Source organism: Actinopolymorpha cephalotaxi, from assembly GCF_013408535.1.
Lineage (GTDB): Bacteria > Actinomycetota > Actinomycetes > Propionibacteriales > Actinopolymorphaceae > Actinopolymorpha > Actinopolymorpha cephalotaxi.
Genome location: NZ_JACBZA010000001.1, coordinates 3,640,404 through 3,661,127 on the forward strand (window position 1 = coordinate 3,640,404; position 20,724 = coordinate 3,661,127).

22 protein-coding genes and 1 tRNA gene are annotated in these 20,724 nt (G+C 72.1%); 8 read left to right on the forward strand and 15 right to left on the reverse strand.

The window, feature by feature from the left end; all coding sequences use genetic code 11:
- Together FHR37_RS15995 and FHR37_RS16000 are read right to left on the reverse strand one after the other, a co-directional pair.
- A complete protein-coding gene (locus tag FHR37_RS15995) occupies positions 1 to 405 on the reverse strand; it encodes a PDGLE domain-containing protein (protein ID WP_175542288.1) in 405 nt (134 codons plus the stop codon).
- Positions 402 to 1,109, reverse strand: coding sequence for an energy-coupling factor ABC transporter permease (locus FHR37_RS16000; RefSeq protein ID WP_237768515.1), 708 nt, complete (start codon positions 1,107 to 1,109; stop codon positions 402 to 404). The genes FHR37_RS15995 and FHR37_RS16000 overlap by 4 nt, the downstream gene beginning before the upstream one ends.
- Positions 1,110 to 1,245: 136 nt before the next feature.
- Here FHR37_RS16000 and bcp point away from each other — a divergent pair, with 136 nt between their 5' ends.
- From bcp to FHR37_RS16015, 3 genes are all read left to right on the forward strand, one after another.
- A complete protein-coding gene (bcp, locus tag FHR37_RS16005) occupies positions 1,246 to 1,719 on the forward strand; it encodes a thioredoxin-dependent thiol peroxidase (RefSeq protein ID WP_092879823.1) in 474 nt (157 codons plus the stop codon).
- A 60-nt stretch (positions 1,720 to 1,779) separates the two neighbouring features.
- A tRNA-Leu gene (locus tag FHR37_RS16010) sits at positions 1,780 to 1,864 on the forward strand.
- Between the two features lie 151 nt (positions 1,865 to 2,015).
- Positions 2,016 to 2,750: a glycosyltransferase family 2 protein gene (locus FHR37_RS16015; protein WP_092879825.1), complete on the forward strand. Its 735-nt coding sequence runs from the start codon at positions 2,016 to 2,018 to the stop codon at positions 2,748 to 2,750.
- Between the two features lie 35 nt (positions 2,751 to 2,785).
- Here the strand turns inward: FHR37_RS16015 and rdgB are convergent, their stop codons facing one another.
- The 9 genes from rdgB to clpS form a co-directional block, all read right to left on the reverse strand.
- Positions 2,786 to 3,418 carry an RdgB/HAM1 family non-canonical purine NTP pyrophosphatase gene (gene rdgB, locus FHR37_RS16020; RefSeq protein ID WP_092880742.1) on the reverse strand — a complete coding sequence of 211 codons (633 nt, stop codon included), beginning with the start codon at positions 3,416 to 3,418 and terminating at the stop codon, positions 2,786 to 2,788.
- A gap of 28 nt (positions 3,419 to 3,446) precedes the next feature.
- Positions 3,447 to 4,190, reverse strand: a complete 744-nt coding sequence (gene rph / locus FHR37_RS16025) for a ribonuclease PH (RefSeq protein WP_092879828.1) — start codon at positions 4,188 to 4,190, stop codon at positions 3,447 to 3,449.
- Between the two features lie 112 nt (positions 4,191 to 4,302).
- Positions 4,303 to 5,064, reverse strand: a complete 762-nt coding sequence (locus FHR37_RS16030) for an MBL fold metallo-hydrolase (RefSeq protein ID WP_092879831.1) — start codon at positions 5,062 to 5,064, stop codon at positions 4,303 to 4,305.
- Positions 5,061 to 5,855: a glutamate racemase gene (gene murI / locus FHR37_RS16035; protein WP_092880744.1), complete on the reverse strand. Its 795-nt coding sequence runs from the start codon at positions 5,853 to 5,855 to the stop codon at positions 5,061 to 5,063. Before murI ends, FHR37_RS16030 begins: the two co-directional genes overlap by 4 nt.
- Before the next feature lie 460 nt (positions 5,856 to 6,315).
- Positions 6,316 to 7,263: a PLP-dependent cysteine synthase family protein gene (locus tag FHR37_RS16040; RefSeq protein WP_092879834.1), complete on the reverse strand. Its 948-nt coding sequence runs from the start codon at positions 7,261 to 7,263 to the stop codon at positions 6,316 to 6,318.
- 16 nt (positions 7,264 to 7,279) lie between these two features.
- Positions 7,280 to 7,552 (reverse strand): MoaD family protein, encoded by a 273-nt coding sequence (locus FHR37_RS16045; RefSeq protein ID WP_092879837.1) that lies wholly within the window; start codon positions 7,550 to 7,552, stop codon positions 7,280 to 7,282.
- A 346-nt stretch (positions 7,553 to 7,898) separates the two neighbouring features.
- Complete coding sequence (locus tag FHR37_RS16050) at positions 7,899 to 8,354, reverse strand: Mov34/MPN/PAD-1 family protein (protein ID WP_092879840.1); 456 nt, start codon at positions 8,352 to 8,354, stop codon at positions 7,899 to 7,901.
- Between the two features lie 111 nt (positions 8,355 to 8,465).
- Positions 8,466 to 9,026, reverse strand: a complete 561-nt coding sequence (locus FHR37_RS16055) for a DUF2017 domain-containing protein (RefSeq protein ID WP_092879843.1) — start codon at positions 9,024 to 9,026, stop codon at positions 8,466 to 8,468.
- Positions 9,023 to 9,373 carry an ATP-dependent Clp protease adapter ClpS gene (clpS, locus tag FHR37_RS16060; RefSeq protein ID WP_092879846.1) on the reverse strand — a complete coding sequence of 117 codons (351 nt, stop codon included), beginning with the start codon at positions 9,371 to 9,373 and terminating at the stop codon, positions 9,023 to 9,025. Before clpS ends, FHR37_RS16055 begins: the two co-directional genes overlap by 4 nt.
- Before the next feature lie 199 nt (positions 9,374 to 9,572).
- Here clpS and FHR37_RS16065 point away from each other — a divergent pair, with 199 nt between their 5' ends.
- The gene (locus tag FHR37_RS16065) at positions 9,573 to 10,910 is read left to right on the forward strand and encodes a nicotinate phosphoribosyltransferase (RefSeq protein WP_237768555.1); all 1,338 of its coding nucleotides are present in this window, start codon (positions 9,573 to 9,575) and stop codon (positions 10,908 to 10,910) included.
- On the forward strand, positions 10,907 to 11,503 hold the full coding sequence (locus tag FHR37_RS16070; protein ID WP_092879852.1) for an isochorismatase family protein: 597 nt from the start codon (positions 10,907 to 10,909) through the stop codon (positions 11,501 to 11,503). The genes FHR37_RS16065 and FHR37_RS16070 overlap by 4 nt, the downstream gene beginning before the upstream one ends.
- Before the next feature lie 9 nt (positions 11,504 to 11,512).
- On the opposite strand, the gene FHR37_RS16075 is transcribed toward FHR37_RS16070, so the two are convergent.
- The gene (locus tag FHR37_RS16075) at positions 11,513 to 14,230 is read right to left on the reverse strand and encodes a molybdopterin cofactor-binding domain-containing protein (protein WP_179771008.1); all 2,718 of its coding nucleotides are present in this window, start codon (positions 14,228 to 14,230) and stop codon (positions 11,513 to 11,515) included.
- A gap of 300 nt (positions 14,231 to 14,530) precedes the next feature.
- On the opposite strand from FHR37_RS16075, the gene FHR37_RS16080 reads away from it, so the two are divergent.
- Entirely contained in the window at positions 14,531 to 14,986 is a 456-nt protein-coding gene (locus FHR37_RS16080) for a hypothetical protein (protein WP_139238763.1), read from the forward strand.
- Between the two features lie 32 nt (positions 14,987 to 15,018).
- Here the strand turns inward: FHR37_RS16080 and FHR37_RS16085 are convergent, their stop codons facing one another.
- Positions 15,019 to 15,885 (reverse strand): class I SAM-dependent methyltransferase, encoded by an 867-nt coding sequence (locus tag FHR37_RS16085; RefSeq protein WP_202817857.1) that lies wholly within the window; start codon positions 15,883 to 15,885, stop codon positions 15,019 to 15,021.
- Positions 15,882 to 16,076, reverse strand: coding sequence for a hypothetical protein (locus FHR37_RS16090; RefSeq protein WP_092880748.1), 195 nt, complete (start codon positions 16,074 to 16,076; stop codon positions 15,882 to 15,884). The genes FHR37_RS16085 and FHR37_RS16090 overlap by 4 nt, the downstream gene beginning before the upstream one ends.
- 186 nt (positions 16,077 to 16,262) lie before the next feature.
- On the opposite strand from FHR37_RS16090, the gene FHR37_RS16095 reads away from it, so the two are divergent.
- Positions 16,263 to 18,185, forward strand: coding sequence for an ATP-binding cassette domain-containing protein (locus tag FHR37_RS16095; protein ID WP_237768516.1), 1,923 nt, complete (start codon positions 16,263 to 16,265; stop codon positions 18,183 to 18,185).
- Positions 18,178 to 20,016, forward strand: a complete 1,839-nt coding sequence (locus tag FHR37_RS16100; RefSeq protein ID WP_092879861.1) for an ABC transporter ATP-binding protein — start codon at positions 18,178 to 18,180, stop codon at positions 20,014 to 20,016. The genes FHR37_RS16095 and FHR37_RS16100 overlap by 8 nt, the downstream gene beginning before the upstream one ends.
- Positions 20,017 to 20,058: 42 nt before the next feature.
- On the opposite strand, the gene FHR37_RS16105 is transcribed toward FHR37_RS16100, so the two are convergent.
- Complete coding sequence (locus tag FHR37_RS16105) at positions 20,059 to 20,703, reverse strand: FMN-binding negative transcriptional regulator (RefSeq protein ID WP_092879864.1); 645 nt, start codon at positions 20,701 to 20,703, stop codon at positions 20,059 to 20,061.
- Positions 20,704 to 20,724: the final 21 nt, after the last annotated feature.

Genomic DNA, 20,724 nt, shown 5'->3' on the forward strand with positions numbered 1-20,724 from the left:
TCAGCGCCTCCCGTCGGATGCGGCGCGCCGGTCGCGGCGGCGGACGGCCAGCGCGACTCCGGTGCCCAGGGCCAGCACGATGGCCACGCCGGCCACCCCAGCCACCGCGGTGGAGACCCGGCCGTCGGTGATGCCGCGGACGCCGTAGTCGGCGAACGGCGAGTGCCGGGTCGGGCTGTCCTTCGCGGTGGAGGCGAAGCCGTGGTCCTCGGCGACCTTGTTCAGCCCGTCCGGGCTGGCCGAGGCGTAGTAGCTGACCCCGCCGGCGAGGGCGAGCACGACGAGCAGACCCACCAGCGCGACCACTCGGGTGCGGGGCCGCCGCCTGCCGACGGACCGGTCGCCGTCCTTCTCGTCGTGCCGGCTGTCGTGCCGGCTGTCGTGCTGGCTGTCGGGTGTGCTCATGCCGGCCGGTCCCCCTTCGTGACGAGCGGGCGCGGCTCCCGCACCGTGAGCTCACGGGCCGCGAGCAGCGGGCGAGCGCCGTGCACCAGGTCGGGGCGGACGGCGATGACGCTGCCGACCGTGAGCGCGGTGATCGCCGCCTCACCGAGCCCGATCAGCACGTGCCAGCCGACCATGGCGGCGAAGACGGCCTTGAGCGAGATGTCGGCGGTGCCGCCGACCGCGTACAGGCCGACGAAGCACAACGCGGCCACCGGCACCGAGACCAGCGCGGCGACGAACGCCGCGGGTGCCGCCGAGGCCGGGCGGCGCGGCAGGAACCGCAGCGTGAGCCGGAACAGCGCCCAGCCGACGACCACGGTGACGATGCCCATCAGCGTGATGTTGGTGCCGAGAGCGGTGATGCCGCCGTCGGCGAAGAAGAGCCCCTGGACGAGCAGGACCACGGTCATGCACAGAACCGCCGTCCACGGCCCGACGAGTATCGCGGCCAGCGCCCCGCCGAGCAGGTGCCCGCTGGTGCCGGCGCCGACCGGGAAGTTGAGCATCTGGACCGCGAACACGAACGCGGCGACCAGCCCGGTGAGCGGCGCGGTCTTGTCGTCCAGCTCGTGCCGGGCACGGCGGAGGGAGACCGCCACCGCGGTCGCGGCGACGGCGCCGGTGGCGATCGACGTCGGCGCGTCCAGAAATCCGTCGGGCACGTGCACCGGGATCCTCCTCTCGGCTGGGGGATGATGAGGCAACCTGCCGCCCCTTGAGTTGCGCCTCGCATTCTTACATGCGAATGATTTGCAACTAGCGTCGGCAGGTCCGTCCGTACGCCGACCAGGAGGACCTGTGGCACCCGCTCCCCGACTCAACCCCGGCGACACCGCACCCAACTTCACCCTCGACGACGCCGACGGCAAGCCGGTCACGCTGTCGGACCTGCGCGGCCAGAAGGTGATCGTGTACGCCTACCCCGCCGCGATGACCCCCGGCTGCACCACCCAGGCCTGCGACTTCCGCGACTCCCTGCAGTCGCTGGCAGCCGCCGGCTACACCGTGCTCGGCATCTCCCCGGACGCCCCGGCCAAGCTGGCGAAGTTCGTGGCCAAGGAGGGCCTGACGTTCCCGCTGTTGTCCGATCCGGACAAGACCATGCTGCAGGCGTGGGGAGCCTACGGCGAGAAGCAGTCCTACGGCCGCACCATCACCGGCGTGATCCGCTCGACCTTCGTCGTCGACGAGGAGGGCCGGATCGAGATCGCGCAGTACGCCGTCAAGGCGACCGGTCACGTCGCCCGGCTGCGACGCGAACTCGGAGTGTGAGGCCTACCCGGTCCACCCGGGGCCGGCCCGTAGACTGGGCCGCCGCGGGTGGGCCGGCAGGCGAGAGTGGCGGAATTGGCAGACGCGCCGGACTTAGGATCCGGTGCCTTTGGGCGTGAGGGTTCGAGTCCCTTCTCTCGCACCAGCAGGCATGGTTTCTCCCGCGAACGCTTCCCCGACGTCCCGGTCCCCGTCGCACTGCCACACCCGCCTGCCCCGTCGCATCCCGTCGCATCCGTCGCATCCCGTCGAGTACGCCGTGCGTACCCGGCCCTGGCCCGCGTGGAGAAGCCCCCGTGAAGCTCTCGATCCTCGTCCCTGTCTACAACGAGGTGGCGACGTTCGATCTGGTCCGCAAGCGGATCCTCGACGTCGACTACCCCTGTGACGTCGAGGTCGTCGTCGTCGACGACGGCAGCACCGACGGCACCGCCGACCTGCTCGCCGCGGTGGACGACCCCCGGGTGGTGGTCCACCGTCACGAGGTGAACCGCGGCAAGGGCGCGGCCATCGCGACCGCGGCGGCGATCGCCTCCGGGACACACCTGACCATCTGCGACGCCGACCTGGAGTACGACCCGAACGACATCCCGAGCCTCCTGCGCCCGGTCGTCGACGGGGAGGCCGAGGTGGTCTACGGCACCCGCACCTTCAGCAGTCACACGTCGTTCTCGTTCTGGTTCGTGCTCGGCAACCGGGCCGTGACGACGTTCGCGAACATGTTGTTCAACTGCTACATCCGCGACCTGGAGACCTGCTTCAAGCTGATGCCGCTGGAGCTCTACCGTCGGCTCGGGGTTCGCTCCGCGGGCTTCGGCATGGAGGCCGAGGTGACCGGCAAACTGCTGCGCGCCGGCTACCGGCCCTACGAGGTGCCGATCTCCTACACCGCGCGCAGCCGCGCCGAGGGCAAGAAGCTCACCTGGCGGGACGGTGTCGAGGCGCTGTGGATCCTGCTCCGCATCCGCGCGGGTGCCGACCGCACGGGGCGCGTCCGCACCGGCTCGCCGGGTGACTCCCCTACCGGCTGAACAACTTCGCAGGCTGGATACCCGCGCCGGCCGGACTACGCGCCGGCCGGGTCGGGCAGGTGGACCGCCAGCAGCGGGACCAGCTCGCGCAGCGCCCGGCCGCGGTGGCTCACCGCGTCCTTCTCCTCCCCCGACATCTGCGCGAACGTGCGGGTGCCGCCCTCGGGCACGAACAGCGGGTCGTAGCCGAACCCGCCGTCGGCGCGTGGCTCGGTGGCGACGGTGCCGGCGACCCGGCCCTCGACCACGTGCTCCTGGCCGCCGGGCAGGACCAGCGCCACACAGGCGACGAACGCCGCGCCCCGGCGCTGGGCGGGCACGTCGGCCAGCTGCGCCAGCAGCAACGCGTTGTTGCGGGCGTCGTCCTTGTCCACGCCCGACCACCGGGCCGAGAGCACGCCCGGCATGCCGTTGAGCGCGTCGACGCACAGGCCGCTGTCGTCGGCGACCGCGGGCAACCCCGAATGGGCGAACGCGGCGCGGGCCTTCAGCAACGCGTTGCCGGCGAAGGTGGGCTCGGTCTCGGCGGGCTCGTCGTAGGAGGCCACGTCGTCCAGGCTGAGCACCTCGACGTCGGGTAGCTGGAGGCTCAGGATCCGGTCGAGCTCGGCCAGCTTCTTGCGGTTGTGCGTGGCCAGCACGATCTGCCGCCGGGTGCCGTTGCCCATGGCGGTTCCGGTCGCCGTCACCGCCGCCTCACCGCGCCGACCCGCCGGGCAGATCGAAGGCGAGCGCCTCCGACTGGGCTCGGGTGAGCTCGGCGCACCCGATGGCCGACAGCTCCAGCAGTCCGTCGAGCAGCTTGCGGTCGAACGGCTCCCGCTCGGCCGTGCCCTGCACCTCGACGTAGCGCCCGTCACCGGTCATCACGACGTTCATGTCGGTGTCGGCGCGGACGTCCTCCTCGTAACACAGGTCGAGCATCGGCACACCACCCACGACACCCACCGACACCGCGCTCACCGAGTCGATCAGCGCCTGCCCCTTCAGCGCGCCCTTGCGCTCCAGGTGCCGCACCGCGTCGACCAGGGCGACGTAGGCCCCGGTGATCGCCGCGGTGCGGGTACCGCCGTCGGCCTGCAGCACGTCGCAGTCGAGCACGATGGTGTTCTCGCCCAGGGCGGCGTGGTCGATCACGGCCCGCAGGGAACGCCCGACCAGGCGGGAGATCTCCATCGTGCGGCCGCCGATCTTGCCCTTGACCGACTCACGCGCGCTGCGGGTGTTGGTCGCGCGGGGCAGCATGGCGTATTCGGCCGTGACCCAGCCCTCGCCGGAGTCGCGCCGCCAGCGGGGCACGCCCTCGGTGACGCTGGCCGCGCACAGGACCCGGGTGCGCCCGAACTCGACCAGGACCGACCCCTCGGCGTGGTCGAGCCAGCCCCGGGTGATCGAGACCGGTCGCAACTGCTCGGCGGAACGGCCGTCAACTCTCGTCATGCTCGTCATGGGCCAGACCCTACCGACCCGGGCCGACAGTCTTCGCGGGCCGCGACGCGCACGCTCCCGATGTCGCCCGGGCGCCGCCCGGGACGCAGCTCGGATGTCCGCCTCAGATGTCGTACACCGCGCCTGGCCTGGCCAGCTCCAGCGGGCCTGCGTAGGCGGCGCGGGCGTCGGTGAGCATCCGCTGCCCGTCGTACCACGGCGGGACGTGGGTCAGCACCAGCCGTCCCGCACCGGCCGCCTGGGCGTGCTCCCCCGCCTGCCGCCCGGTGAGGTGCAGGTCGGGCGGATTGTCCGCACCGTGCAGGAACGTCGCCTCGCTGAGCAGGAGGTCTGCGCCCGCGGCCAGCTCCGCGACCTCGGGACTCGGCCCGGTGTCGCCGGTGTAGACCAGCGACCGGCCGTCGTGGTCCAGCCGCACGGCGTACGCCTCGACCGGGTGCCGCGCCGGGGCCACCGACACCACGAACGGTCCGATCTTGGTCGGCTCGACGTCCACCCAGGCACGGAAGTCGAAGACGTCCCGCATCCCCGGGTCCAGCGGCAGGCCGTACATCACCGCCAGCCGGTCGGCGGTGCCGTACGGCCCGTAGACCGGCACCCGGCCGCGGCGGCCGCGCGGGTGGTAGCGGCAGGCGACGTAGTAGGAACACAGGTCGACGCAGTGGTCGGGATGCAGGTGCGTCACCCCCACGGCGTCCACGTCGTAGTCGGGGACGTACCGCTGCAGGGCACCGAACGCGCCGTTGCCCAGGTCCAGGACGAGCCGGAACGTACGCCCCTCGTGCGGCGCCTCCACGAGGTAACCGGACGCGGGCGAGCCCGGCCCGGGAAACGAACCCGAACACCCCAGAACGGTGAGCCTCACGCCATCTCCTCCACGAACGTGATCTCCGGTCCCAGGAACCGCCCCCCGATCTGCATGAAGGCGTCCGGGTCGCCGGTGGTCAGGAATCGGTGCCGCGGCGGCGCCAGCTCCGGGCTGCGTTCGCCGCCGCTGCGGACCAGCTTCGCGAAGACGTCCTTCGCGGTCTCCTCCGCGCTGGACACCAGCGTGACCTCCGGTCCCATGACGTAGGAGATCACGCCCGTGAGCAGGGGGTAGTGCGTGCAGCCCAGGACGAGAGTGTCGATTCCGGCCTTGGTCAGCGGGTCGAGGTAGTCGTGCGCCACGGCCAGCAGCTCCGGGCCGGCGGTGAGGCCGCGTTCGACGAACTCCACGAACCGCGGGCAGGCCTGGGTGTGCAGGGTGATGTGCGGCGCCGCCGCGAACGCGTCGTCGTACGCCAGCGACGTCGCGGTCGCCCGGGTGCAGATCACCCCCACCTGGCCGGACCTGGTGGCGGCCACCGCCCTCCGGGCCGCCGGGAAGATCACCTCGACGACGGGTACGGAGTAGCGCTCGCGGGCGTCGCGGAGCACGGCGGCGCTGGCGGAGTTGCAGGCGATGACGAGCAGCTTGACGCCCTGGTCGACCAGATGGTCCAGGCACTCCAGGGCGTATTTGCGTACGTCGGCGATGCTCTTCTGGCCGTAGGGGTACCGCGCGGTGTCGGCGAGATAGAGAACGGGTTCGTGCGGGAGCTGGTCGAGCAGGGCGCGGGCCACGGTGAGCCCACCGAACCCGGAGTCGAAGATCCCGATCGGCGCATCTGACACGGCCGTCAGCCTACGGGGCGAACCCGACAGGCGTTCGAAGAGTGACCGGAGGTGTGACGTGAGTACCCGGCTGCGTAGGCGGACGTGTACGCAGACGTGTCCGGAGACGGAAACGAAGATCGGCACGGGTGTGTCCGGCACCGGGGTGCGGCTCGCCCCCCGCGAGCGCGCACCCTGGCGCCGGACACCCCCGACAGCACCCCACCATCGGCGACACCGAGCACCGTCGCGCCGACCGGGCCGGACCCCCCTCCGGACCTGCCGACGCGCGCTCCACCCCTGGCCTCCTGTGCTCGGCGCCCCCCGAGTTTCCCCGTGGTCGCCGTCCCGGGCGCGTCATGTGGCAGACCCCCGAGGCCGATGGGTGGTTGCAGCCGGATTCAGGCAGTTTCACCTTTTTCCGGCCCGAACGCCGTACAGAGCGCGGCCCGGCGTGAGCTGGAGCGCAGGACACGCTGCTCTAGGCCCACAGCTGGCTGTCCAGCGACTCCTCGGCGGCGTCCAGGGTGCCCTCGTAGGCGCCGGTGGAGAGGTACTTCCAGCCCCCGTCGGCGATGATCACCACGATGTCGGCGCTCCGGCCGGCCTTGACCGCCTGGTGCGCCTGGGCGATCGCCGCGTGGAGTACGGCACCGGTGGAGATGCCGGCGAAGATCCCCTCCGCGTCCAGCAGCTCACGCACCCGGCGTACCGCGTCCCGCGGCCCGACCGAGAAGCGGGAGTCGATCAGCTTCGCGTCGTACAGCTCCGGCACGAAGCCCTCGTCGATGTTGCGCAGGCCGTAGACCAGCTCGCCGTAGCGCGGCTCGGCGGCGACCACGGTGACGTCGGGCTTGTGCTCGTGGAAGAACCGGCCGACACCCATCAGGGTCCCCGTGGTGCCGAGACCGGCCACCACGTGGGTGACGCTCGGCAGGTCGGCGAGGATCTCCGGCGCGGTCCCCTCGTAGTGGGCGAGGGCGTTGGCGGGGTTGCCGTACTGGTAGAGCATCACCCAGTCGGGGTGGTCCTCCGACAGCGCCTTGGCCACGCGTACGGCCTCGTTCGATCCGCCTGCCGCCGGGGAGGAGACGATCTCCGCGCCCCACATCCGCAGCAGCTGGCGCCGCTCCTCGGAGGTGTTCTCCGGCATCACGCAGACCAGGCGGTAGCCCTTGAGCTTGGCCGCCATCGCCAGCGAGATTCCGGTGTTTCCGGAGGTGGGTTCGAGCAGCGTCGCGCCGGGGCGGATCAGGCCGTCCTTCTCCGCCGCCTCGATCATCTTCAGGGCGGCGCGGTCCTTCACCGAACCAGTGGGGTTGCGGTCCTCGAGCTTCGCCCACAGGCGAACCTCGGGGCTCGGCGACAGGCGCGGCAGCCCCACGAGCGGGGTCTGCCCCACCGAATCCAGCAGTGACGCGAAACGCATCCCGGCTCCCGTCCGTTCAGCCGCCGGCGACCGCGGGCAGCACGGTGACGACATCCCCGTCGGACACGGGGGCGTTCAGCCCGCCCTGGAAGCGGACGTCCTCGTCGTTGACGTAGACGTTGACGAACTTGCGCAGGTCGTCGTTCTGGACCAGCCGGTCCTTCAGCCCGGAGTGACGTGCCTCCAGGTCGTCGAACAGCTCGCTCAGGGTCGCGCCGGCGCCCTCCACGGTCTTCGACCCGCCGGTGTGCGGGCGCAGGATCGTCGGGATGCGAACCTCGATAGCCATCGGTACGTGCTCCTTCGGTCGTGTCTCGTCGCGAGGGTCTGGCTGATCTGTCGGGCTGCTGCTCTCAACACGCGCGCCGGCGCGGAGATTCCTCGGAGCTCCGAAAGGGGTCCGGGGGATCCGAGGAGGATCCGAGGAGATCCACACGGGATCAGAGGAGAGGACGTGCGGGCAGGCTCAGGCGGGCGAACAGTCGTAGACCAGCGCCGGCGCCGAGTGGGCGAGCAGGAAGAGCTCCACGCCGCTCAGCTTACGGGCCTGCCGGTGGGGCGGAGCCGCCCGGTTTCGCCCAGCACCGGCATCCGGGGCGAGGTGTCCTGAACCGGACCCGGAACCGGGGGCGCGGTCAGGCGGTGCGGCCGGGCTCGGGGTCACGGTCGTACGCCGGGACCACCCGGACCTCCTCCTCGGTGACCTTGCCGTCCACGATCCGGTACGACCGGAACTCCACCGGGCCCTCGTCCGACCCGCACTCCCGGGTCGACACCAGCACGTAGTGCGCCTGCGGCTCCGAGGCGTAGCCGATGTCCGTACGGGACGGATAGGCCTCGGTGGCGGTGTGCGAGTGGTAGATCACCACCGGTTCCTCGTCCCGGTCGTCCATGTCCCGCCAGACCCGGAACTGCTCCTGCGGGTCGAACTGGAAGAACGTCGGGGAGCGCTCGGCGTTGATCATCGCCACGTAGCGCTCGGGCCGGTCCGAACCGATCGGTCCGGCGACGACGCCACAGGCCTCGTCGGGGTGGTCGGCACGCGCATGGGCGACGATCGCGTCGCGGGTCTCCTGGTCGATCGTGAGCACGGGCCCGAGCCTACCGAGTGGTCACTGCACCGTTCCGGTCACCACAGGGCCGGTCACACAGGGCCGGTCACCACAGGGCCGGTCACACAGGGCCGGTCACCACAGGGCCGGTCACCACAGGGCGGAGACCAGGGACTCCTGCAGCCAGCCCAGCCAGACGTACACGCCGTACACCTGCCGGCGGCGGTCCTCCTCGGGCAGCGACGCCCAGCGGTCCTCGTCGTCCTCCTCCACCCCGAGCCGGGTGCCGAGGGCGAGCCGCAGGTCGGTGAGGGTACGCAGCCAGCACTGCGCCTCCTCGGCGTTCAGCGAGACCGTCACCTGGTCGGAGAACTCCGGGTCGCCCAGCGACTCGAGCACGGTCTCGGCGCTCTTCACCTTGCCGTCGCGCAGGCCGAACTCGGTGAACCGCCGGAAGTCGCCGGCCGCCTCCTCGTCGTCCGCGTAGGCGGTGGGGAACAGCCGCGCGAGCACCTCGTCCTCGGGCGGCTCGGTCGATCCGAGGTGCCCGACCAGTGCCGCGAGGGAGTCCTCGGGTGGCGGGGCCGAGATCGGCGTCTCGCTGCGTACCAGCTCGACCAGCTCACCGATCAGCCCGCGGACGAGCTGCACCTCCTCGGCCGCGAGGGTCGCGGTGATCACCCCGCGCCGGGACCGGAAGCCACTGGTCATACGTCGCCGCTCTTTCCGTCGCCGCCTCTGCCGCCTCTGCCACCCTTGCCGCTCTTCTCCAGCGTGGCCCACAGACCGTAGGAGTGCATGGCCTCGACGTCGCGTTCCATCTCCTCGCGCGAACCGCTGGACACGATGGCCTTCCCCCGCTTGTGGACGTCCATCATGAGCTTCTCGGCCTTCTTGCGCGGGTAGCTGAAGTAGGTCTGGAAGACGTAGGTGACGTACGACATGAGGTTGATCGGGTCGTTCCAGACGATCGTGATCCACGGCGTGTCCGGAAGGACGACGTCGTCGGTCTCGGGGCGCTCGAGCTCCACAGGTGCGGTACCGCTCACAGGTCCCATCGTGGCATCCGGCGGCCGGACCGTTCGGCACGCACCCCCCGAAAATCGTGCAGTCCGCCACCGAAGGAGCGGCGGGTCTAGGCTTCGGGCCATGGACGCGGCGCCCGAGGCCTTTCCTCCCGCAGTGCCCACCGGGTCCGACACCGGGTCCGACACCGGGCCGACCACCGCACTGCTGACCGACCAGTACGAACTCACCATGCTGCGCGCCGCGCTCGCCGACGGCACCGCGCACCGGCGGGCGGTGTTCGAGGTGTTCGCCCGCCGGCTGCCGCACGGGCGGCGGTACGGCGTGGTCGCGGGCACCGGCCGGCTACTGGACGCACTGGAGCGGTTCCGCTTCGACGAGGAGACGGTCGTCTTCCTGCGCAGGCGGGGCATCGTGGACGACCTCACCGCCGACTGGCTGCGCGACTATCGCTTCCGGGGCGACATCTGGGGCTACGCCGAGGGCGAGTGCTACTTCCCCGGATCGCCGATCCTGGTGGTCGAGGGGACCTTCGCCGAGGCGGTCCTGCTGGAGACGCTCGTACTCTCCGTCTACAACCACGACAGCGCGATCGCCTCGGCGGCGTCCCGGATGACCGCCGCCGCCGGGAGCCGCCCGATCGTGGAGATGGGATCCCGGCGCACTCACGAGCGCGCGGCCGTGGCGTCGGCCCGGGCGGCCTACGTCGCGGGGTTCGCCAGCACCTCCAACCTCGCCGCCGGCCGCTGCTACGACCTGCCGACCGGTGGCACCAGCGCGCACGCGTTCACCCTGCTGCACGACTCCGAGGAGGAGGCGTTCGCCGCGCAGGTCGCCGCACTCGGCGTGGACACCACGCTGCTGGTGGACACCTTCGGCGTACGGGAGGCGGTGCGGACCGCGGTCGAGGTGGCCGGTCCCGGGCTGGGCGCGGTCCGGATCGACTCCGGTGACCTCGCCGTCCTCGCCCACGACGTACGCGCCGAACTCGACGCGCTCGGCGCCACCAACACCCGCATCCTGGTCAGCGGCGACCTGGACGAGTACGCCATCGCCGGCCTGGTCGCCGCCCCCGTCGACCGGTACGGCGTCGGCACAGCCCTGGTCGTCGGCAGTGGGCACCCCACCGCCGAACTCGTCTACAAGCTGGTCGCCCGCTCCGTCGGCCCCGAGCCCGACTCGCCGATGGAGGGCGTGGCAAAGCTGTCCACGGGGAAGCCCACCCACAAGGGACGCAAGTGGGCACACCGCCGGCTGGAGGACGGGACCGCCGTCGCCGAGGTGGTGTGCACGCACCCCGAGTGCACGGTCGACGGCGGCCGCCCGCTGCTGGTCCCGCTGGTCACCGAGGGGAAGATCGTCGGCCGGGAGCCGATCGCCGCGGCCCGCGAGCGCCACCTGCGGTCCCGGGCGGAGCTGCCGCCGACCGCGCTGAAGCTGTCGCGGGGGGAGCCGGTGCTGCCGACGACGTACGACGACGCCGAGCACGCGGGGCACGCCGAGCACAGGGAGCACTCCGAGCACCCGGGGCCGACCGGGGACACCAGCCGCCAAGGAGGAACACGATGAGCCATGCGCTGATCGTCGTGGACGTGCAGAACGACTTCTGTGAGGGCGGCAGTCTCGGCGTGAAGGGCGGCGCCGAGATCGCCTTCAAGCTGGGCGAGATCCTGCACACCTGGCAGCAGGCCGACCAGCGGGACAAGGCCTACGACTACGTCGTGGCCGTTCGCGACCACCACGTCGACCCGGGCCCGCACTTCTCCGCCCAGCCCGACTACCGCGACTCCTGGCCGCCGCACTGTGTCGCCGGCACCGACGGCGCGGGCTTCCACCCCAACCTCGACCCGCAGCCCTTCGACGCGGTCTTCGACAAGGGCGAGCACGGCGCGGCGTACTCCGGCTTCGAGGGCAAGGCCAAGAACGGCGTGATGCTGGCCGACTGGCTGCGCGACCACGACGTCACCGAGGTGGACATCGCCGGGCTGACCACCGAGTACTGCGTACGGCTGACCGCGCTCGACGCGACCAAGCAGGGCATCAGCGCGCGCGTGCTGCTGGACCTCACCGCCGGGCTGACCGCCGAGATGACCCGGGCCGCCGTGGAGGAGATGCGCGCCGCGGGGTGTGAGCTGGTGGGCGCCCCGATCGTCCGCGAGTAGCCTCGCGCCTCAGATCCGGACCCTGGCCTGCTCGGCGTCCGTGAGCTCCTCCAGCCGGGCGCGCAGCCGGTCCGGCGTGAGCGGCAGTTCGCGCACCCGGATGCCCACCGCGTCGTCGACCGCGTTGGCCAGCGCCGCGGGAGTGGGCGGGGTGGACGCCTCGCCCGCGCCGAGGGGCGGAAGGCCGGGCCGGTCGAGGAGCACGACCTCCAGCGCGGGCACGTCGGCGAACCGCAGCACCGGGTACGTCGTCCAGTCCAGGCTCTCCACCCCGTCGGCGCCGTGGCGTACCTGCTCGTACAACGCGCGGCTCAGGCCCTGCAGCACGCCGCCCTCCAGCTGGTTGCGCAGCCCGTCGGGGTTGACCACCACGCCGGCGTCGCAGGCGACCACGACCCGGCGGACCGCGACCATCCCGGTGGCGGCGTCCACGTCGACCTCGGCCACCTGGGCGACGTAGGCCTTGCTGCCCTTGTACCTCGTCACCGCCACGCCCTGGCCGCACCCGTTCTGACCGCCCTGACCAGTCGGCCCGACCCGCTCCCGCCAGCCGGCGTGCGCGGCGGCCGCCTCCAGCACCGCCCGGGCCCGCTCGTCGCGCAGGTGGGCGAGCCGGAACGCGACCGGGTCCGCGCCGGCGGCCTCGGCCAGCTCGTCCATGAACGACTCGATGGCGAAGGTGTTGAAGTAGCCGCCGAGGGAACGCAACGCCGACGTACGCAGCGGCCCGGGGGCGTACTCGCCCACGATGTCGCGGGCGCCGAGCTCGTACAGCGGTTCGGCACTGCGCACCCCGCCCTCGCCGCCACCCGACCACGGCCGCGGGCCGGCGTTCGCGCGCAGCCAGGACACCACCAGCCGGTCGCCGGTGCCGTGCGGGCGCGCGGTGTGCGCGTCGGTGCGGATGCGGTGCCGCCAGGCGGTGACGCGGCCGTCGGCGTCCAGGCTCGCCGCCAGGTCGGCCGACATCGGCGGGCCGTACGGCTCCCAGCCGAACTCGTCCTGCACGGCGTACTGGAACCGCACCGGCCGGCCGGGCACGGCACGGGCCGCGGCCACCGCGAACCCGGCCGCGTCGTCGGCGCCGTTGTGCCCGTAACACCCGGGGCCGTCCACGTGCCGGACGGTCAGCGCGTCCTCGGGCAGGCCGAACGCGGCGGCGAGCTCGCGGCGCAGCGGATAGACGCCCTGGCTGTGCGTCCACACCGTGGTGCGGACGGTGCGGTCAGGGTGGTCGGTGGGGTCAGTGCGCTCAGGCTCGACCAGGGCGACCGCGCTCGACGGGGCGACGGAGGCGTGCGCCTCGTACGGCTTGGCGTAGGAGGCCCGGACCACTCGCCCCGAAGCCAGCGCCTGTTCGGCTCCGGGCTCCTCGACGACCGGCGTGCGCACGGGTGCTTCGGTCCGGGCCGCCGGTCCGGTGCCGGGGTGGTCGTACTCCCAGCGGGTGGTCCGGGCGATCCGGCGTACCGCCCGGACCGCGACCTCCTCCCGGGTGGCCACCACGAGCAGCAGCCGGCCGTCGTGCAGGACCGCCTCCACCCCGGGCAGGTCCCTCGCGGCCGAGAGGTCGACGGCGACCGGCCGGGCGTCCTCGCGCGGCGGCAGAAGTGCCCGGGCGTACAGCATGCCGGGCAGAGCGAGGTCGTGGACGTACGCGGGCGCACCGGTCAGCTTGGCCGGCAGGTCGCTGCGCGGCGCCGCCTCCCCCACCGGTCCGCTCGCCCACCGCGGCTGGTCGTCCGGCCGGATCGGGCCTGTCGGCGGATCGTCGCCCTCGGCCGCCAGCCGGCGGTACGCCACGGCGGCCCGGGCCAGCGCCGTTCCGCCGGCCTCCAGGGAGTTGCTGCCCGCGGTGTAGCCCTCGTCGGGCGTGCCGTCGGTGGCCGCCGAGCGGACGACGAGGCGATCCAGCGGTACGCCGAGTTCGGCCGCGACGATCTGGGCCAGTGCGGTGCGTACACCCTGTCCCAGCTCGGCCCGGCCACTGCGGACCTCGATCCGTCCGTCGGGCAGGGGGCGCAGCCAGTCCTCGACGTTCGGCGCAGTCGCCAGCGCACCGGGCAGCGGCTCGGTGCGCGCAGCCGGCGGTTCGGTTGGGCGGCCGGGCTCGGCGGGAACCTCCTCCGCCGGGTCGGCGCGGACGTCGGCCGCCACCTCCGGCGCGCCCCGGCCGTCCGCCCCGTCGTCCACCCGGACCGGTGGTGGGGACGAGGACTGCTCGTGGCCGGCGAGTTCGCGGATCGTACGCAGGATCCGGTGATGCGTGCCGCACCGGCACAGGTGCTCGGCCAGCGCGGCCTGGATCTGGCCCTCCGTGCGGTGTGGCGAGGAACCACCGGACGTCGACGGCTCGCCGCCGGGCGTCGCGCCGTCGAGCAGGGCGGCGGTGGACATGATGATGCCGTTCAGGCAGTAGCCACACTGGGCGGCCTGCCGGTCGAGGAACGCCTGCTGGATCGGGTGCGGGCGGTCGGGAGTACCCAGTCCCTCCGGGGTGGTGACCCGCCGGCCGGCCACCGCGGACAGCGGAAGCTGGCAGGAACGTTCGGCACGTCCGTCGACCAGAACCACACACGCACCGCACTCCCCGATCGCGCAGCCCTGCCGGACGCCGCGCAGCCCGAGGTCGTTGCGCAACACGGTGACCAGCGGGATGTCCGGATCCAGGTCGAGGTCGGTGGTCGTGTCGTTGACGACGGTCGAGATCTGGCCGGCACTGGTCACGGGCGGGTCCTTCCCTACGTCATGCGCGTTCGCACGGCAGCGGAACGGCTCCATCCTGTCCGTCCCGTACGGCGAACACCAGGCGCAGATCAGTCATGGAGCCAACCGCACCGGGCAGGCAATGGCCCCGCTTTCCCGGACCGTCCGAGGACAGCGGCCAAACCCTCCGCCCTCGATCGCCCCGTTCCGTCGACGCAGGATAGTGATGCCACCAGCGGCTAGGCTGCGGCCTCGTGCCGACCCAGTGAGCGCGGTCCGCGGTGTACTCGTAGGTCCGAGTGAGGATGATCGGAGACCACGGTGGTGGAGTTCAGATGGGCAAAGGCTTCCTGGGGCCAGCGTCCCGACGTGCAACACATGTGGGAGCAGCGTCTGGAGAGCAACGACAAGTTCGAGCTTGAAGGGATGATCACGCTCGGCGGCTTCTCTCCCTACCTCTACCTGGTGGACCAGTACGTGCGTCGACTCACCCGTGAGAAGGGAGAGGAGTGGAGCCTCCGGGACTTGGAGGCCTACAAACGACCCCGGCCGGACGACCCTGTAGGACGTCCTGCGGACGGTCACCGCAAGGTCAACCTGGACGCGACCGGGGCGACCGAGGATGAGACAGCCGCTTTGAGTATCCGGCCATGGGACGGCTACGAGTGGTCCACCATCCGGGACTGCTTCGACGACAGGGTAGATCCGCTCTACGCAGCCCTGACCTGCCTGTCCATAGACCGCAGGTGGATGGACACCTTCAAAGCGACGAGGTAGCCGACCGACAGATGATCTCAAGCGCTGCAACCTCAACGAGAGCCGAAGACGACCTGCCAGACCAGCCGACAGTGCCGTAGCTCGACCGACCCACCTTGGTCGGCCAGCAGCGCTGTCAACGACTCCTTGACATCGGCGTACGAGACGCCGGAATTGCTTACCAGCTTGCGGTACAGCTGCTCTGGGTCGTCGAAGGTCTCGGCGACGTCCAGCCACCAGCAGCCGGTCAGGGCCGCGCGCGACGCCGCCGGGTTGGTGCCGTCGCCCGATGCCGGGTCGAGCGCGCGGGTCACCCAGGAGCGAACCGTCGCGTAGTCGAAGACCTGCCCGATCCGCAGTGGTTCGGGCAGCCGGGAGTTCCACGGCGGTACGGCACCGGCAGCCCCGGTGGGATGGATGCCCAGTGCCACCGCGCCCGGTCGCGCCAGCCGCAGCGCCCAGGGCAACCAGCGTTCGAGCACCGGCCCGCGGCGGCACACGAACAGGTCGACCGGGTCCTCCGGCAGATCGAGCTCCGCATCCGGCTCGGCGGCGAGCGTACGGAACTCCGCGTTCGCGATCCCGCGTTCGGCGGCCAGCTCACGAGCCAGCGCGACGACGCCCGGGTCGCGGTCGACACCGACGACCCGCCGGGCGGCGGAGGCCAGCCTGCAGCTGTACGCGCCGTGGCCGCATCCGACGTCCAGCACGGTGGCGTCCGGCCGAAGATGGGCGTGCACGAGGGCGTCGAAGAACGTCTCACCGTTGCCGGCACCCACCCGCGAACGCCAGGGATGGGTGAAGCCGTGTGCCGCCGGCCGGTCGTCGCGTTCCCACTCCGCCAGATCGGCCGGGTAGCCGGCCAGGAACCCCGCCGGACGAGCGGGCGGGGAAGAAGCCGCTCCAGGCCGGGCCGTCACCGGCCCAGCTGCCGGCGCTCCCGGATCCGGGCCAGCCGCCGCCGCTGCGACGGGTCGAGCATGAGGTAACCGGCGACCGGAGCGCCGACCACCGCCAGCACGATCAGCAGGGCCGCCCACCAGGGCAGCAGAAGCCAGCCCACGAAGGCCACGCCCACTCCCCCGATGATCCACCACGCGCGATTCGACATCTCGTCCCCTTCACCCCGTTGTCCGCCCGCCCGGAGCACGCCATACGAGGCGGCCACCGGCTCCCGCACAGTCTTGCCGTCACAGTCATTGTCCGCCAACCCCCACCGGACCGGCGACCTCGCCGCGGCATCGCACCCACCGGTCCGCTCACGCTCCGGTGAGCAAAAACCACGTGCCGGACATCAGTGCGCAATGCGATCCTTCCTCCCATCGTTTCCCCCGGCATCTCCGACGATTCCGTCGGCCAGTCCGACACCGCCCACCGGCGATCCGCCCGGCGGGCGGCACTCGGCGTTCTCGTCCGGGCGTTCCCCGGCTGGACCGGCCTGATGGCCGCGCTGGCCGTCCTGGGTGGGGCGCTGCCGTCGGTGTTCGCGCTGCTGGTCGGCCGGCTGGTCGACCTGCTGCCGGCCGCCGTGCGCGGTGGGTTCTCCTCAGCCGACGGGCGCCGGATCATCACCACCCTGGTCCTGGTCGGCGGTCTCCTCCTCGCCCAGGAGGTCGTCCGGATGGTGCGTGAGCTGGTCTCCAACGAGCTGTACCGCAGGTTCGACGAGTACCTCCTGAGCCGGGTGATGGCCACCACCCTCGGCGTACCCCGGTTGGATCTTTTCGAGGATCCGGTGCTGGCCGCGGCCACCGACCGGGCGGTGCGGATCGCCCGTTTCGGACCGGGCGAGCTTGTCAGCGGGCTGTCCACGAAGTGGTCCGGCCAGGCGCAGGGCCTGGCCGCGGCCGCCGTCGCCGCCTACGTCTGGCCGGTCGCCGCCGTGGTGCTCGCCCCCTTGTGGATCGTCCTCGGCCACCACCTGCGGGCCGACTCCTACCGTGCGAACCCGTTCTGGGTGGAGCCGCTGCGGCGGGCCGGCTACCTCAAGCGGCTGGCGATGATGCCGGAGTGGGCGAAGGAGCTCCGGATCTTCGGCCTCGCCGAGTGGCTGGTGCACCGCTTCGGCGCGGAGTGGCAGCAGGTGATGGAGGAGCTGTGGCGTACCCGACGGGTCGGTTACCGCGTGTCGGGCACGCTGTTCGGCCTGGCCCTGCTGGCCAACGCCGTGGTCGTCGTCCTCGCCGCCCGCTCCGCCCTGGACGGCGGGCTGGCGGCCGGGTCGCTCGCCGTACTGGTGCAGTCGATGCTCGGCATGTCCCAGCTCGCCTCCCAGCAGGGCGACGTGTGGATCGACAACGGCGCCATACCGGTGCCCGACGTCCTCGCCCACGAACGCCTGGCGGCCACCCGCGTGCCCGCGACGGTGCCCACCCGCACCGCGCGCGGCCTGCCCACCCGGGAGATCAGCTTCGAAGCGGTGCACTTCGGCTACCCGGGCCGGGAACGCCCGGTGTTCACCGACCTCGACCTCACCATCGAGGCGGGCCGCTCGCTGGCCGTCGTGGGGCTGAACGGCGCCGGCAAGACGACGTTGACAAAGTTGCTCACCGGGTTGTCCGTGCCCCAGGCCGGCCGGATCCGGGTGGACGGGGCCGACCTGGCCGAGTTGGACCCGGTCTCGTGGCGGCGTTCGGTGGCGGCGATCTTCCAGGACTTCGTGCACTACCCGCTGCCCGCACGGGACAACATCGGCTTCGGCGCGGTGGAGACCCTCACCGATCCCGACGTGACAGCCGTGGACGCCCGGATCCGCGCGGCGGCACGACGGGCCGGCGCGGAGCAGATCCTCGACGGCCTGCCCGCAGGGCTGGACAGCTACCTGTCCCGGCGGCACACCGGCGGCGTCGACCTGTCCGGCGGGCAGTGGCAGCGGATCGCGCTGGCCCGGGCGATGGCCGCGGTGAGCGCCGGTGCCCGGGTACTGGTGCTGGACGAGCCGACGGCGCACCTCGACGTGCGGGCGGAGGCCGATCTGTACGACCGGTTCCTCGACCTCACCTCCGGCCTCACCGCGATCGTGATCAGCCACCGGTTCTCGACCGTACGCCGTGCCGACCGGATCGTGGTGCTGGACGGCGGGCGCATCGTGGAGGACGGCAACCACGACGAACTCCTGGCCGCTGACGGTCGTTACGCCGCGTTGTTCCGTACGCAGGCACTCCGCTACACCGACGGGGCGCAGCACACCAACGAGAAGACGGCGGCCGGCGATGCCTGACCCCGACGAGCCCGACGAGCCCACCGGCGACCTCGCCGCTCCCCCGGCCGGTCGACTTCGCACCGCCCGGGTGATGCTCGGCCTGGCGTGGGCGGCCGACCCGCGAAGATCCGTCCTCGCGTTCGGCCTGTTCACCCTGCAGGCCCTGGTGGCGGCGCTGTTCGGCTGGTGGCTCAAGCTGCTGCTCGACGGCATCACCGCGCACGACGTCGCGCGTACGGTCCTCGCCGCGCTCGCGCTCACCGGCTCCGTCGTCGGCGGCGCGGCCCTGGACTACGCCGGCACGCGGGTCCGGATGGCGCTCAACGAACGCGCCCACCACCTGGTCGAACGCCGGCTCGCACTCACCGTGGCACGCACTCCCACCCTGGAGATCCACGAGACGCCCGCGCACCTCACCCAGCTGGAGATCCTCGTCGACGACAGCTGGGAGTTCGGCGAGGCGATCCCGTCGCTGGTCAACGCGGCCAACGCCGCGGTCCGGGTGGTGACGACGGCGATCCTGCTGGTGAGCGTGCATCCGCTGCTGCTCGCGCTTCCGCTGTTCGGCCTGCCGATGTTGTTGCTGAGCCGGCACACCAGCGGGTTGTTCAACCTCGGCAACGAGCTCGCCGCCGAGCCCGCCCGCCGCGCGAACGACCTGTGGGAGCTGGCCACCGCCAGCGGATCCGCCAAGGAAACAAGGCTGTTCCGGCTGGGTGACCGGATCCTCGCCGGGTTCCACGCCGAGCACCGGAAGGTCCAGGCCATCCACCGGCGGCTGCAGGTCAGGGGGCAGCTGATCGGACTCGGCGCCCAGCTCGCGTTCCTGGTGGGCTACTTCGGGTCGATCGTGTTCGTCGTCGACCAGGCGGTGCGCGCGCACAACAGCGTCGGCGACGTACTCCTCACCGCCGTGCTCGCCGGACAGGTGCTCGGCCTGGTCGGCAACTCCGCGGAGATCGTCCAGTGGACGGCCCGGACGCTCACCGCGGCCAGCAGATTCGTCTACCTCGAGGACATCGCCCACCGTGCTCGGCGGTCCGTCGACGCGACCGTGCCGTTGCCGTCGCGGCTCACCTCCGGCATTCACCTTCGCGGGCTGAGTTACCGCTATCCGCACCGCGACACCGACGTCCTCCACGACCTCGACCTGCACCTGCCGGCCGGCTCGACCGTCGCGGTGGTCGGGGACAACGGCGCGGGCAAGACCACGTTGGTCAAGCTGCTCGCCGGGCTCTACGTGCCGACGGCGGGCCGGATCGAGGTGGACGGCGCGGACCTCGCCACCCTCGACCCCGAACGCTGGCGGCTGCGGGTGTCGGCGGCGTTCCAGGACCACGCGCGCTGGGAGTTCTCCGTACGCGAGACCGTCGGGATCGGCGACCTGACCGCGGTGGACGACGGCGCGGCGGTGGCGGCCGCGCTGGATCGGGCCGGCGCCGGCGACCTGCCCGCCACCCTGCCGGCCGGACCGGCCACCCAGCTCGGCGCCCAGTGGCCGGGCGGAGTCGACCTGTCCGGCGGGCAGTGGCAGAAGCTCGCCGTCGGCCGGGGCATGATGCGCCAGGCGCCGCTGCTGTTGCTGCTGGACGAGCCCACCGCCGCGCTGGACGCCGAGACCGAACACCGGCTGTACGAGCGCTGGACCGTCGCCGCCCGTGAGCTGCGAAGGTCGACCGGTGCGGTGACCGTGCTGGTGTCACACCGGTTCTCGACCGTACGGATGGCCGACCTGATCGTGGTCCTCGACCGGGGCCGGATCGTGGAGTCCGGAACGCACGCGGAGCTGGTGGCCCGCCGCGGGTTGTATGCGGAGCTGTTCGAGCTGCAGGCCGCCTCCTACCGCTGAACGGCCGGGCAGGCCGACTCCTCCGGCCGGACCGGCCGCTTCCTACCGCTGAGCGGCCGGCCCGGCGGACTGCTCCAGCCGGCGCAGCAGGTGCGCCCTGGCCCGGTCGTCGGAACGCCCGCCTCGCGCGGCCAGCCCGGCGGCGATCTCCTCGCGGTGCTCCGCCTCCTTGTTGCCCGCGTACTTGAACTTCGCGCGTACCCCGGTGACGGTGAGCTCCAGCACCCGCAGTCCGGACAGCAGCCGCCGGTCGGCCTCGGTGGGAACGGGTACGCGGCCCGACCCGGGCTCGAAGTGGTCCAGCTGCCGGTTGAGGGCGGTCGCCTTCTCCTCCGGGTCGTCGACGACGCGTACGTCGCAGGCCAGTTGGACCGTGGCGTAGAACGACGTCGGTACGCCGTGTTCGACCGGCGTTCCCGGCGGGGCCTGCCAGCGGGCGGGCGAGTACACGTAGTCGTCGACCACGGTCAGCACGGCGCGCGGGTGCTCGGCCAGCGGTGCCCACACAGGGTTGGGCCGGGCCAGGTGCAGCCAGACCGTCCGGTCTCCGTCGAAGAGGAAGTGGGTAGGTACGACCACGGGCAGGTCGCGGTCACGGCCGCCGGCGACCAGCTGACCGAAGTCGTGCTCGGCCAGGAAGCCGCGCCACTCGTCCTCGTCCGCCTCGTCCCACGGGTGGATCAGCATTGCGGGATCACCTCCGGATGT